The 13,134-nt window shown below is 59.1% G+C and carries 7 protein-coding genes and 7 pseudogenes; 8 read left to right on the top strand and 6 right to left on the bottom strand.

Annotation, left to right across the window (positions count from 1 at the left end):
- Positions 1–145: pseudogene (locus tag NKJ91_RS32310) on the bottom strand (IS630 family transposase); the annotation flags it as partial.
- Between the two features lie 355 nt (positions 146–500).
- Between NKJ91_RS32310 and NKJ91_RS32315 the strand changes: the two are divergent.
- From NKJ91_RS32315 to NKJ91_RS32330, 4 genes and pseudogenes are all read left to right on the top strand, one after another.
- Positions 501–1,502 carry a sterol desaturase family protein gene (locus tag NKJ91_RS32315; RefSeq protein WP_352458726.1) on the top strand — a complete coding sequence of 334 codons (1,002 nt, stop codon included), beginning with the start codon at positions 501–503 and terminating at the stop codon, positions 1,500–1,502.
- A gap of 191 nt (positions 1,503–1,693) precedes the next feature.
- Positions 1,694–2,524 carry a PDR/VanB family oxidoreductase gene (locus tag NKJ91_RS32320; RefSeq protein WP_352458727.1) on the top strand — a complete coding sequence of 277 codons (831 nt, stop codon included), beginning with the start codon at positions 1,694–1,696 and terminating at the stop codon, positions 2,522–2,524.
- Positions 2,525–2,844: 320 nt separating this feature from the next.
- Positions 2,845–3,119, top strand: a pseudogene (locus NKJ91_RS32325) (integrase core domain-containing protein); the annotation flags it as partial.
- A gap of 266 nt (positions 3,120–3,385) precedes the next feature.
- A pseudogene (locus NKJ91_RS32330) lies at positions 3,386–4,319 on the top strand (IS110 family RNA-guided transposase).
- A gap of 96 nt (positions 4,320–4,415) precedes the next feature.
- Here NKJ91_RS32330 and istB (NKJ91_RS32335) read toward each other — a convergent pair.
- Positions 4,416–4,984: pseudogene (istB, locus tag NKJ91_RS32335) on the bottom strand (IS21-like element helper ATPase IstB); the annotation flags it as partial.
- Between the two features lie 194 nt (positions 4,985–5,178).
- Here istB (NKJ91_RS32335) and istA point away from each other — a divergent pair.
- Together istA and istB (NKJ91_RS32345) are read left to right on the top strand one after the other, a co-directional pair.
- Positions 5,179–6,689, top strand: a pseudogene (gene istA, locus NKJ91_RS32340) (IS21 family transposase).
- A gap of 12 nt (positions 6,690–6,701) precedes the next feature.
- The gene (istB, locus tag NKJ91_RS32345; RefSeq protein ID WP_352458728.1) at positions 6,702–7,457 is read left to right on the top strand and encodes an IS21-like element helper ATPase IstB; all 756 of its coding nucleotides are present in this window, start codon (positions 6,702–6,704) and stop codon (positions 7,455–7,457) included.
- 144 nt (positions 7,458–7,601) lie between these two features.
- Here istB (NKJ91_RS32345) and NKJ91_RS32350 read toward each other — a convergent pair.
- The 3 genes and pseudogenes from NKJ91_RS32350 to NKJ91_RS32360 form a co-directional block, all read right to left on the bottom strand.
- Positions 7,602–7,845, bottom strand: a pseudogene (locus NKJ91_RS32350) (ATP-binding protein); the annotation flags it as partial.
- Entirely contained in the window at positions 7,845–8,543 is a 699-nt protein-coding gene (locus NKJ91_RS32355) for a Mu transposase domain-containing protein (RefSeq protein WP_502903657.1), read from the bottom strand. The pseudogene NKJ91_RS32350 and the gene NKJ91_RS32355, both read right to left, overlap by 1 nt.
- Positions 8,544–8,825: 282 nt before the next feature.
- A pseudogene (locus tag NKJ91_RS32360) lies at positions 8,826–9,975 on the bottom strand (IS701 family transposase); the annotation flags it as partial.
- 257 nt (positions 9,976–10,232) lie between these two features.
- On the opposite strand from NKJ91_RS32360, the gene NKJ91_RS32365 reads away from it, so the two are divergent.
- Positions 10,233–10,526: a hypothetical protein gene (locus tag NKJ91_RS32365; protein WP_352458729.1), complete on the top strand. Its 294-nt coding sequence runs from the start codon at positions 10,233–10,235 to the stop codon at positions 10,524–10,526.
- A gap of 110 nt (positions 10,527–10,636) precedes the next feature.
- Here the strand turns inward: NKJ91_RS32365 and NKJ91_RS32370 are convergent, their stop codons facing one another.
- Complete coding sequence (locus NKJ91_RS32370) at positions 10,637–11,434, bottom strand: IclR family transcriptional regulator (RefSeq protein ID WP_352458730.1); 798 nt, start codon at positions 11,432–11,434, stop codon at positions 10,637–10,639.
- A 591-nt stretch (positions 11,435–12,025) separates the two neighbouring features.
- Here NKJ91_RS32370 and NKJ91_RS32375 point away from each other — a divergent pair.
- On the top strand, positions 12,026–13,134 hold a 1,109-nt coding region (locus tag NKJ91_RS32375), incomplete at its 3' end, for an aminotransferase class V-fold PLP-dependent enzyme (protein WP_352458731.1).

Here is a 13,134-nt window from a genome sequence, read left to right on the forward strand (position 1 = left end):
CGCAGGTCTTGGATTTGCCGGTTTGCCGCATGATCTCGGCGGTGCCGGTGCCGTTGACGCTCAGTAGGATGATCTCGGCGCGCCAGACATGCTTCTGCGGCGCCTTGCGGTCCCTGATCAGTGCGCTCAGGCGCTGGCGATCAATCGACGAAACGTTTCATGTGCGCGTGCCTCAGACTCCCATGCGCACCCGCGAAAGGGGATCCAAGCCGGACTGTTTATGTCAGACGAGACCACTAGCGAGATACTGCCAGGATCTATGGTTTCGGGAATGCCGGCAGCCGACCTTCGAAGGATTATTGGGCCGGATCTTACGAGCAATGAGAAATTGCAAATCATTATTTCCTTTTGGGACCGCAACCCAATGCCGGCTAGGCTCAAGCGCTGCGCAATACGTTCCGCGGCGTTTGCGGTGAAGAGTGTGAGAGCGTCCGATGGCGATATTGATTTCGGCACCCAACGTCATAATCCTGCGCGGTCAGTAAGGAAAGGCTCCGGTCATGGATCGTAATTCTTCAAATACCGTTTCTGACGACGCTCCAATGAGCGAGGAATGGAACTGGCATCCCAATTTGCCGATTCCGAATTCGCCGTTGTTCGAATGGCCCCTGCGGCCTGTCCCAATATTCAGGTGGCTTGCGGGTTCCTGGCTAGAACTGTCGATGACGCTGGTCACCCTGGGCACCGCCATTCTTACCGCCAACTACCTTCAACCCGCTCTCGAGCGATGCGCCACTTTTCAGTTCGGATGGATCGCGCAGATCTATCTGCGCAACTTTGCACTGATAACGATCATCGGTGGCGCACTGCACCTTTATCTTCACAGCTACAAGCTGCAAGGTAAGAAGCGCAAATTCATCGCACAGGAATTTGCAAAGAACAAGAAGATGTTCACGTTTAGCAACCAGGTCTGGGACAATATGTTCTGGTCGCTCGCGAGCGGTGTTACGACCTGGACGGCCTACGAGGTTCTGTATTTCTGGGCGCTCAGCAATGGGTACATACCGCAGCTGAATTTTTCCCAAAACCCGATATTGGGTCTGGCTCTTTTCCTGCTGACCCCGTTCTGGCTTTCATTCCACTTCTATTGGGCCCATCGCTTTCTGCATTGGGGACCGCTCTATCGGCGTGTCCATTCGCTCCATCACCGTAATATCGCGACGGGGCCGTGGTCGGGGTTCTCCATGCATCCCATAGAGCATGTCCTGTACCTGTCCTCGTGTCTCATTCACGTGGTGGTACCGTCCACCCCAATTCTGATGCTGTTCCACATGCATCAACAGGTATTGAATCCACTCGCCTCGCATTCGGGCTTTGAAGAGCTTCTCGCTCACGACAAGAAGCAGATGGCGCTGGGATCGTTTTACCATCAGCTCCATCATCGCTTCTTTGAAGTTAATTACGGCTCAGAGAGCGTCCCGTGGGACAAATGGTTCGGGTCATTTCACGACGGCACAGCTGAGGCAACCGAACAAATGCGCAAACGGCTCAGCGGTAAGTGAGAATCTAAAATATGAATATTTGGTCACGCGCGTTCGGCAGCACTCGAAAAACCAGCCCCCTTCCCACCACGCTTAACGTTCGCGTCGCTGCCGTACGCGAGGAGGCACTTAATGTACGCTCGTTCGTGCTCAGTCCGGCGAGTGGGTCGACGTTGCCATCTTTCGCTCCGGGCTGTCATGTCGAAGTTCACATGAAACCTGGTCTGTCGAGGACGTATTCCATATTCAGCGATCCCCACGACGCTTCCAATTATCGAATTGCGGTGAAGCTCGAGGGCTCCTCTCGCGGTGGATCTCGGTTCATGCACGAAGCGTTGTCGGCAGGCGACCGGCTGGAAATAGGCCAGCCGCGCAACAACTTCCCCCTGAACGAAGCTGCGGCGCATACCACTCTTATAGCAGGAGGAATCGGAATCACACCGATCTTGTCTATGGCCGACCGCCTCGCACAGATAGGGAGAAGTTTTGAACTCCATTACTTTGCCCGGTCGTCCGAACAGGCGCCGTTTCGCCACGAACTGTCCAAAGCAACCTATTCCCGTCAGGTACATTTCCATTTTGGGCTGGAGCGGGCAGCTATAAAGGACCGCTTCGTCCAACTGCTCGCGGTCCCGCCCACCGATGGCCATCTCTATCTATGCGGGCCGGAGGGGTTTATGGACTTGGCCCAGGCGACGGCACATGCGAGCTGGCAGGCGGCGGCTGTCCATATAGAACGTTTCTCCCTCGATCCGCCGGCATCGGTCGGCCCACAATCGAGCTTCGAGGTTCGCTTGGCCCGCTCGGGGGGAAGCTTCTTTGTACCCGTCGACTTGAGTATTCTCGAAGTATTCGAAAAGCAGGGCGTCAAAATACCTTCTTCATGCCGTCAGGGTGTTTGCGGTTCCTGCGCGACGGGTGTTCTGCAGGGCGAACCCGATCATCGCGACGTTTTTCTCTCAGCTCGAGAAAAGGCCGCCAATGACCAGATCTGCCCCTGCGTCTCTCGTGCCAAGACAAGCGTTCTGGTTCTGGATGCCTAAGTTGGAGCCTCGAGAGGTTGTCCAGATAGTAAACAACTCCTCTGATGGGTGGCTTTGAACATAGGCTGCCATTATTCCTGTTCCGGTTGTACATATGGCTCCAGACTGGAAGGTCTTGGGCACGCCGGTCTGGGGTTAGGCACGGGCGTAAGCCCAGGCGGGCGATGAAGTCAGCTCCAGTTTTGCGTCGGTTACGATTCCAGCGCCAAACTTCGCCATGTCTTCTGGCGAAATAAAGCAGACCCCGGCCTTCGGAACGAGAACGTTTGATGAGTTGCTGCCATGAGTGAACAAAATCGGTGTTGCGACGATCGCTTGAAGCCGCCCAATACACCCGCGAGCAGTTCCAGCGGCTGATGGCCGATCACGGCATCACCTGGTCAATGAGCCGGTCGGGCAACGTCTGGGACCATGCTGCGATGGAGAGCTTCTTCTCGTCGCCGAAACGAGCGGACGGCACGCAAGGTCGACGGGACGAGGAATGACGGCCGATGTGTTCGACTACGTCGAGCGCTTCTACAACCCCCGGCGACGGCACTCGACACTGGGCTATCCGAGCCCCGTCGAGTTCGAGGAGAAAGCTATGCCAGCTTAATACTACTGCGTCATAAATTGTGAGCCTGACGCGGACTGTCCATTGCCCTTATGCAGCACGGACATCGTTGCAGGCGGTTGGCCAGGGGCACTGTCAGGCGTCGCCTGAGGGTTGGGATCGAGGTCGGGACGTGCCGCTCTGGTCGGATCGGAGGATTTGCGGGGTCGATAACCGTCGGATAGTGATGGGGTGGACGCCCCCTCGACGGCATCGATGTGCCAGAATGGTGGTGTTTGACAGCCACCGTAAGAGAGGGAGCGTCCACAATGGAAGTTAACACGATCGGGTTGGACCTAGCGAAGAATGTGTTTCAGGCGCATGGAGCCGATGGGGCGGGCGCCATTGTTTTCCGCAAGCAACTGCGACGCGACAAGGTGCTTGCGTTTCTCGCTGGGCAGCCGGCCTGCTTGGTCGCCATGGAGGCCTGTTCTGGGGCACATCACTGGGCGCGCGAGATCGGCAAGCTCGGGCACACCGTTCGTCTGATCCCGCCATCCTATGTGAAGCCTTTCGTGAAGCGGCAGAAGAACGACGCCGCCGATGCCGAGGCGATCTGCGAGGCCGCGCAGCGGCCGACCATGCGCTTTGTCGCCGTGAAGAGTGAGGAGGAGCAGGCGAGTGCGGCCGTATTCCGGGCTCGTGATCTGCTGGTGCGGCAGCGCACCCGGACGATCAACGCCTTGCGCGGCCATCTCGCAGAATATGGACTGGTCGTTGCCCAGGGCCCTTCTCACACCGCCAAGCTGATGGAAAAGGTAGAGGATCCTGAGGGCGATCTGCCAAAAGCAGCCCGCCTGGCCCTCACCATGCTGGTCGATACGCTGAGATCGCTGGAGGAAAGGATCAAGCAGCTCGATGCCGAGATTGCACGGCGTGCCCGAGAGGATCCGAAAGGGGCGCGACTTCGCCGCTTGGCTGGGCCTGACGCCGCTGCAACGCTCAACCGGCGGTAAACAGAAGCTCGGTGCAACATCGAAGATGGGCGAGCGTACTTTGCGGCGCCTGCTTATCATCGGAGCGAGCGCTGTCGTGCGTCATGCTCGTCGGCGAGGCATTCGTGAAGGATCGTGGCTTGGGCGCATGCTCGCCCGCAAGCCGCCAATGCTTGTGGTCGTCGCTCTTGCCAACAAGATGGCCCGCATCGTCTGGGCGCTCATGGCAAGAGGAGGGACCTACAGGGCTCTGGCCGTGGCAGCATAGCAGCTCGGTCTGAGGTCGTCGCAGGTGTAGGAAGGTCACACGTGTCAAGCGAAGTGAGGATTTGACCCCTTGGGCGAAACGAAGAACTGACCCCCTTCATTGTCTTGTGGTTTCGTTGGTGTCGACCGTCGTTCCGGGCTTCTGGAATAGACCGGAACGCCGCTTTTCGCGAAGCCGGTAGCTGTCACCGCGGATGGTGATCACTGTCGAATGATGAAGCAGGCGATCAAGGATCGCGGTTGCCACCACGGGATCGCCAAACACGCTGCCCCATTCGCCCACCGAGCGATTGGAGGTGATCAGGATCGATCCCCGCTCATAACGCCGCGACACCAGCTGGAAGAACAGATGCGCGGCATTGGCTTCGAACGGAAGATAGCCGAGCTCGTCGATGATCAACAGTTCGGCCGCGACAGGGTCGTCAGCTGCTTTTCGAGTGAGCCGTCGTCATGGGCCTTGGCCAGCATCGCCACGAGCGTGGCCGCCGTGACGAACTGGACGCTATGGTTCTGCCGGATCGCCTCGCGCCCGAGAGCCACCGCCAGATGTGTCTTGCCCGTACCCGGAGGTCCAAGCAACAGGACCGTGTCGCCATGAGCAATCCAGCGGCAGGTCGCCAGCTCCCGCATTTGGCGCTGATCCAGCGACGGCTGCGCGTCGAAGTTGCGGATTCCGACGTGAAGCCGGCCGCCATTCCGATCAAAGACCGGCCACCATTCCGATTTGAAGCCGGCCACCGTTCCAATCAAAAGCCGGCCAGTTTTCGGCACTGAAGATTACCTCCTGGGTCAGCAACTTTGGCATCAATCACCTCGCCATGAACGGGGACATTTTGATGCCGGCAAAGAGAAGGCTGACCATGAGACAATTGAGACAAATGCTGCGGCTTGCCGGAAGCGGGACGAGCTCCCGCGAGATTGCGGTCGTATTGGGGATAGCGCGCAGTACGGTGCAGGATAATTTGCAGCGTGCAGCCGCGGTTGGATTGAGCTGCCCTTGCCGGGCGAGCTGACCGACGATGCGCTTGAGCACAAGCTCTTCAGTCGCAACGGCGTCAAACAGGGCACGCGACGACGCACGGAACCGAACTGGCCCGATCTTGCGGTCGAGCTCAAGAAGCCCGGCGTCACCTTGCTCATCCTGTGGGAGGAGTATCGTGGGTCGGATCCCGCCGGTTACGGCTATAGTCGCTTTTGTGAACTTCTAAGGGGATTTAAGCAGCGACTGTCACCGACGGTGCGCCAGGAGCATGCGGCCGGCGACAAGGTCTTCGTGGATTATTCCGGCAAAAAGATTCCGATTGTCGATCGCAAGACCGGTGAGATCCGCGAGGCGGAGATCTTCGTGGCGGTGCTGGGTGCGTCCAGCTACACCTTTGCCGAGGCCACCTGGACGCAAACGCTCCCCGACTGGATTGGCTCGCATGTCCGGATGTTTCGTTTTTTCATGGCGTTCCCAGACTCGTCATTCCCGACAATCTGAAGTCTGGCGTCAGTCGAGCCAGTTTCTATACGATCCCGAGATCAACCGCAGCTACGGCATGATGGCTTCCCACTATGGCGTCGGCGTTCTTCCGGCACGGCCAAGAAAGCCCCGGGATAAATCGAAAGTGGAGAATGGAGTGCGTTTCGCCCAGTCCTGCATTTTGGGGCGTCTGCGCATCAGACCTTCTTCTCGCTTGCTGAAGCCAATGCCGCCATTGCCCAGGCGCTCGATCGCATCAACGACCACGTCATGCGCCGGCTGGGCGTCAGTCGCCGGCAGCTCTTCGAGACCGTCGAGCGCCCGGCTTTGGCCAGTCTTCCACTGGAGGATTACGAGTTTGCCGAATGGCGTTTGGCCCGCGTCTCGACGGATTATCATGTCGAGTTCAAGACCTTCTTTTATTCCGTGCCCCACAGCCTCATTCGTCAGCAGGTCGATCTGAGAGCAACGGCGCGCACCATCGAGATCTTCCACCGCGGCAAGCGCGTCGCGGTGCATCAGCGCCGCTATGGAGGTCCTCGCCATGGAACCGATCCGGATCACATGCCCAGTTCCCACCGGCGCTATGCCGAATGGACGCCGGAGCGCTTTCGCCGCTGGGCCACGTCGATCGGGCCGCAAACCGAAGGTCTGGTCATCGCAATTCTCGCCAGCCGTCCGCATCCCGAGCAGGGCTTTCGAACATGTCTGGGCATCCTACGCCTGTTTCGGGACATCGATCGCAATCGGGCCGAAGCCGTGTCAGCCCGCGCTGTCGAGATCGGTGGCCTGAACTGCAAGAGCATTGCTTCGCTCATCGCCAACCACAAAGCCGCACGCCATTCCACCGAACCAACCGCCATAGTCGATCACGCCAATCTGCGTGGCCCTGATTACTTTCATTGAGGAGATCCACCCATGCTGATCAATCCCACCATCGACATGCTGCGAGAGCTCGGCTTTTACGGCATGGCAACCGCTTTCCAGGAACTCGACGCACAGTCCGAAGTGCGCGGCCTCAAGCATGGCGAATGGCTTGCCATGCTGCTCGAACGCGAGGCGACCATGCGCCGCCAGAAGCGTTTCGAGGCTCGCGCCAGGGCTGCCAAGCTTCGCCATGACGCGCAGATCGAGAATGCCGACTTCCGCGCCGCACGCGGCCTCCACCGCAATATGTTCATGGCGCTTGCCGGCTGCGACTGGATCAGAAAGCATCACGGTCTTCTTGTCACCGGGCCAGCCGGCGTCGGCAAAAGCTGGCTTGCCTGCGCTCTTGGCCACCAGGCCTGCCGCGAAGACTTCTCAGTCGCCAACCACCGGGTTCCCCGGCTGTTCGCCGCCCTCGCGCTTGCAAGAGGCGACGGGCGATACGGCAGGATCCTCAAATCTCTTGCCAGGACCGACCTGCTGATCCTCGATGACTGGGGACCTGAAAAACTCAATGACGACCAACGCCGCGATCTCCTGGAGATCATTGAGGATCGCTACGAACGACGCTCAACCATAGTCACAAGTCAGGTGCCCATGGATCGCTGGTGGGAAATTATTGCAAACCCAACTTTGGCCGACGCCATCCTGGATCGCCTCGTTCACAACGCCTATCGCATCGATCTCACCGGTGAAAGCATGCGAAAACAGCGCCCGCCGATCGTCCCCGAAAACACCGAAGCTTGACCTGAAACAAAACCCAACCCAAACATCAACGAGACCCAGGATCAGACCGAAACTGGCCGCCTTCAAATCGGAATGGTGGCCGGAATGAAATCGGAATGACTGGCCGGCTTCAAATCGGAATCGGTGGCCGGTTTCATCGGAATACGCATCGAAGTCGAAGCCGTCGAGTTCGCGCACAAACGGGAACTGACGCGACCTTGCCTGCCATGGAGATGCGCCGCTCGTCGCGCCGCGCGATCTCGCGCGTCACCAGGAAGGCCAAAGCCTCGCGCAAGGTCATTTGCGAACGCGCCGCTTCGTCCAGCAGCGTATCGAGCTGATCCCGGATCGCGGTCAGCTTCAGCCGGTCGAGCTGAGCCACCAAGATCTCGTGATCGACCGTCGTCATCACCAGCTGCCTCCCACCAGTGCCTCATATTCGGCCAGCGGCCGCAACAGAGCGGAAGGCGCAACGATCTCCGCCGGCGCCGATCGCACCGGCGCAGCAGCGCCGACCACGCCGGCAAGATGCGCGCGCTCGACAATCCGTTGGCGACGCCCGCGGCACAAGGCATGATCCGCCACCACCTCGCCCGCATGATGCACGATAACGCGGCCGCCCAGCACCACGACTTGGACGCTCTCCCCGATCAGCCGCCAGGGAACCGAGTAACTGTTCGTGTCCAGGTCGATTGCGCAGTCCGCCTGGACTTGCGCACGAGATCCCGCAGCTGCCCAAACGGCGCCCGTCCGCCCAGAGGGCGAAGCGCCCCAGCCTCTTCGGCAAAGCGCTCCGCAGGAGCCACTCCGGTCGTGCCATGCACACGCTGATCGGCAATCTCGCGCGTCCACCGGTCCAGATGCGCCTCGAACGCCGCCCAGTTCTCGAACCGGCGGCCGGCAATCGCATTGCGCTTGACGTAGCCGACCCCGCGTTCGTCCTTCCCCTTCCCGCGCCGTAAATCCCCAGTAGCGGGCAAAGGCGTGCAGCGGCATGTTGAACCGCACCTCCCGCGTCGTCGCATCGTGATGTTCCACCAGCGCCTTCGGGTTGTCGAGCAGTACTTCCGTTGGAACCCCGCCGAAGCGAAGTAAGGCTCCTTCCATCCCCTCGAACCAGTCCACCTGGCGCTCCCGAAGCGAGGGACGGATATGCAGCCGACGCGAGTAACCCAGCGTTGCTACAAACAGATGCACCCGAACACGCTCGCCGCCGATCCACGCCCGCGTGTCGCCAAAGTCGATCTGCGTCTGATGTCCCGGCGCCGTCTCAAACCGAACCGTCGCGCGCTTCTGCGCCCTCAACTCCCGACGCCAACCCTGCACCCGAAGCTCCACTGAACGAAGCCCTATGACGATCCCATGTTCGCTCTCCAGTTCCTGGCGCACCACATCGGCAATGCTGCCATGGCGGAAGAAGCGCTCCGGAAGACTAGGTGTTTTGCGGCCCTGGGCGCGAGTTGGAGGTGAGGGGGGAATCGTCTCCCTCAGAGAGACCAAGAAGCCGTAGGCGGCGATACAGAGGCTGGCGTGGTGGTGGAAGCCCCGCCACCCTCGGCCTTCGTAGTGGCCCAGTCCCAGTTCCTGCTTGAGTTCCTGATAGTCTCGCTCGATCCGCCAACGCAGCTTGGCGGCGTCGACCAACTGGGTGATCGTAGCGTCGGCCGGCAAGGTGGAGAGCCAATACTTGCTCGGCTCGACCTCGCCTTCAGGCCACTCGATCAGGAGCCACTCTTCGGCGTGAGCCTCGGGCCGATTGTAGTCCCTGGATGCCGCCGCAAGCGCACGGCGGCGAAGCGGGAATTGAGCTCGGTGTTGGTTCCTTCACGCCAGGCGATCGTGCGCCAAGTCTCGGCGTCGAACTCCTCGGCCAGACCGAGCTCGGACAGGCCCGCGCGGAAACCGCCGTCGGCGCCATATCCGGCGTCGGCCAGAACCACGCCGGGCGCGACGCCTTCGGCCTTGGCCGTCCTGATCTGCTCGAGCGCGATCTGCGGCTTGGTCCGGAACGTGATCTCTGCCGGAATCTTGGCCTTCTTGCGTTGTTCCGGATCCTCCGCCCAGCTGTGCGGGAGATACAATTCGTAGGCGATCGGAAGCGAGGCTGCGTCATCGGCGATCGATAGGCTACCCGCAATCTGACAGTTGTCCTGCTTGCCCAACTGGCCGCAATACTGGCGCGCTACGCCCACCGAGTGCTTGCCCTTCTTGGAAAGCCGGTGTGGTCGACGATCCACACCCGGATCGGTCCACGCGGCTCGATCTGTGGAAGAACCCAGCCGCGAACCCGCGCTAGCAAGGCCGCGTCCGACCACAGCGCCTGTCCCACGAAATGCAGCAGAGACTGATGCTTGGGCGATACCCGCGACGGCGCCGTGACGGCCGCCAACGGCTCCACGCTCTTGCGCTCTATCGGCATCAGAAGTCCGAGGCAATAATCCTTCAGCGGCTCAGCTCGGTCGGCGTGGCCGATCACCCCGATCAAAGCATCGACATAGCCGTGGAACGCGGCTTCACCCTCGGCTGTCCAGTCGGGCATGGCGGGGCGCTTCCCTGATCACGAAGCAGCACCCTAACAAATCCGCGACCAGCGCGAATCCCCTCGCAGCCGCGACTTTCTGACTCAGAAGATTAACTGCGTGTCCGAAAAACCGGCAGCAGGCCATCGGCTGTCGCTATCGGCGACTTCCGCCACCCGCACGGCGGCGACTCTCACATCCGAACATTTCTTCAGTTTTTGTGTTGGGCTGGCCACCATGACCAGGATCTGCCCGCGTCGTCCCAGAGGATGCCCCATTGCTGCGCCTTGCATGGAACAACGTTCGGCGCGCAATCGATGCGATCGGCGCAACAACGCCGGTCGACATCCGCGATCGAGCCGTCCTGTTGCTGCTCGCCACCACGGGTGAAGGCGGTCACTGCCACCGCCCGAAAGATAGCATACTGTTCTACAACGCCCTGCGCTTCGGCATGACCTACCGTGACCCCGGCGACGCCTATGAAGAACGCCATCGCACGCGCGTCCTCGCAAACTTGCATCGGCGCGGGCTCTACCTCGCGCCCAAGCCAGCCATTGAGGCTGTTTCCTAGGAAGATTGCAGATCTCGTCTTTCCCTTCCTTTAAGGAAGGCCATCTCGCCGTTCTTGTGCTTGATATAGACGTCCGAAAATCCTGCTGGGAACCATCTTTGTCGCAACGTCTAGCTGATATCGTCTTCGGCAAAGTCGCTGCTAGTCTGCAGTATTGTCTCAGACAGCAACATCGCTGCTCGGCCCAAGAGCTCACGGAAGCTTTCGAGCTCTTCAAAGCTGACGCGGGCAACTGGGACTGACACACCAAGGCAAGCAATCAAAGTTCCGCCCGGGGCAAGAATTGGAACAGCGCAACCAACCACACCTTTGACGAACTCTTCGTTGGTCCGGGCCCATCCTTCCCTGCGAGTTTCCTCTAAACCAGTGAGAAGGGCATCAGGATCGGTTATCGTCCTGTCGGTATGCTGCTCCATCTTCAGAGACCGAACCAGTTTTTCACGCGCCTTCACAGGCAGCCTGCTCATGTAAATTTTACCAGTGGATGTACAATAGAGGGGCGCGCTATGCCCAGGATCAAATTGTAGTCCTTGGGGGGGCTTAACTCGTACGCTGTCGACATAGAGCACAGCATTGTTCCGCACGATACCAATCTCGCATTGCTCGCCGATTTCAGCTGCGACATTCTGAAGAACTGCGTGGCGTCGTGCCGTCCGAAAGGCTGAGCCAATCGTCTTACCCGCAAGCACGACCAAGTTGTTGCCGACAATGAATCGTTTTGTGCCCGCCGCGCGCTGGAGCAGCCCGCGGGACTCGAGATTGCTGATTAATCTGTGGGCAGTTGGCAAGGGCAGGTCGAGATTCTTGGCAATGTCCGCCGCAGTAGCTGCTTTGAGTTGAGTGGCCACAAAATCAAGGATTGCAAAGGCCCGATCCAACGGACCATCCGAATTGACGTTTAAGCTCATTAATGACTCGCGTTGGAGTGAGAGGGGAGAATTATGAGAACAGATTTGCCGAAAATCGATTATAGCAGCGATCCTCAAATTTAAAATGTCTGATAGCAATTTCAAAACGCATCCTCTATCGAGGGCCTCAATCCCGCCTGACCGCGAACTTCGTTGCAGGTTTCAGAGGGCCGATTGTCTTGGCGGAACCAGTTCAGTTCTCGAATTGAGTGGTTGATGCCTCTCTTGTGGAACCTGGATCATAGTACGGCGTAGGCTTTTCCCAGCTAAAGCTGCAGGCGAGCTGGTTTTGCTCGACGCCGCCCTGCGCATCTAACCTGCGAGCTAGATGCGCGCAGCGGGAGTGCGCCTTCCAAAGGGCGAAATTATACCATATATTATCATTTTTCGGAATAAAAAAGCCCTCTCAACGATATGGGTGTGGACCGGTGGCGCTTTTTACCTATGCTTTTAGTCACTGCCGCTCGCAGGCGAAAACTGTGCAGCGCAAACGAACAAGGTGCGTGCAAATAACTTCGCCTATGTGCCGGGACGACGAGGCGTGGCTCACCCCACGGCGAGTAGGCGCGGCTAGCCGAATCGGAGAGATAGATGACGCAGTATTATGACGTTGAGGCGGTGAGGAAGCTATTTCCTGTCGTCGAGAAAATGACCTACCTCGACTCCGGCTTCCAGACACCGATGTCAACGCCCGTCAAGCACGCCTTTGAAGCTTTTATAAAGGAAAGTTACGAGACAGCCGGTCCGAAATCGGTGTGGATTGACCGCATGGAGGAAACTCGGGCCAAGGTCGCGGCTTTGTTTAACGCGGCCACCGAAGAAATCGCATTCACGAAAAACACGTCCGAAGCGATGAACATCGCCGCGAACGCTCTTCTGCTGAAGGCGGGCGACAATGTTCTGATGATCCATGGCGATCATCCCAACAACGCCTACGCATTCCTGAACCTGAAGAAGAAGGGCGTCGAGGTCCGCTTCATCCCCATGACGGAAATCGTCAACGCCAACAGCTTCCGCCCGCACCTCGACGCCAATACCAAAGCGATTTCGATATCGTTTGTGGCCTTCCATGCAGGCCATCGCTTCGATATCGAAAGCGTAGGTGCGCTCTGCAAGGAAAAGAACCTCTACTTCGTCATCGATATCATGCAGGCGGTCGGCGTCGTGCCGATCGATGCAAAGAAAGTCGGCGCCACCTTCATCGGCTCCGGTACCCACAAGGGGCTTCTCGTTCCCCAAGGCTTGGGCCTGCTGTATTGGGATCGCACCCGCACGGAATTGGAGCCTGCGTATCTGGCAGCTATCAGCCTTGAAAATCCGCCAGCGGACTTCATCGCCCGCCCTGACGACATGGCACCTGCTCCCACGGCCGGCCGCTTCGAACTCGGCAACTTCAACCTGCCCGCAATTCAAGGGCTCGGCGCGGCTCTCGATCTGATCAACGAAATCGGAATCGAGAAGATTCAGGCCCATTGCTTCGATTTGGGCGACAGGCTCATAGCGGGACTGGATGCCCTCGACATCAAGCTTGTTGGCCCCCGCGACCGCTCCAACCGTGCACCGCATATCTACGTTGCCGCGCTGCCAGTGGATGAGTGGATCGACTACTTCGCCTCCGAGGATGTACGCGTCTCGCCCGAGCGCGATGGCGTTCGCATCTCGCTTGGCATGTTCAACACCGCATCCGACATCGATCGCGT

This window comes from Mesorhizobium sp. M0040 (genome assembly GCF_040323505.1).
In the GTDB taxonomy this organism is placed as follows: Bacteria; Pseudomonadota; Alphaproteobacteria; order Rhizobiales; family Rhizobiaceae; genus Mesorhizobium.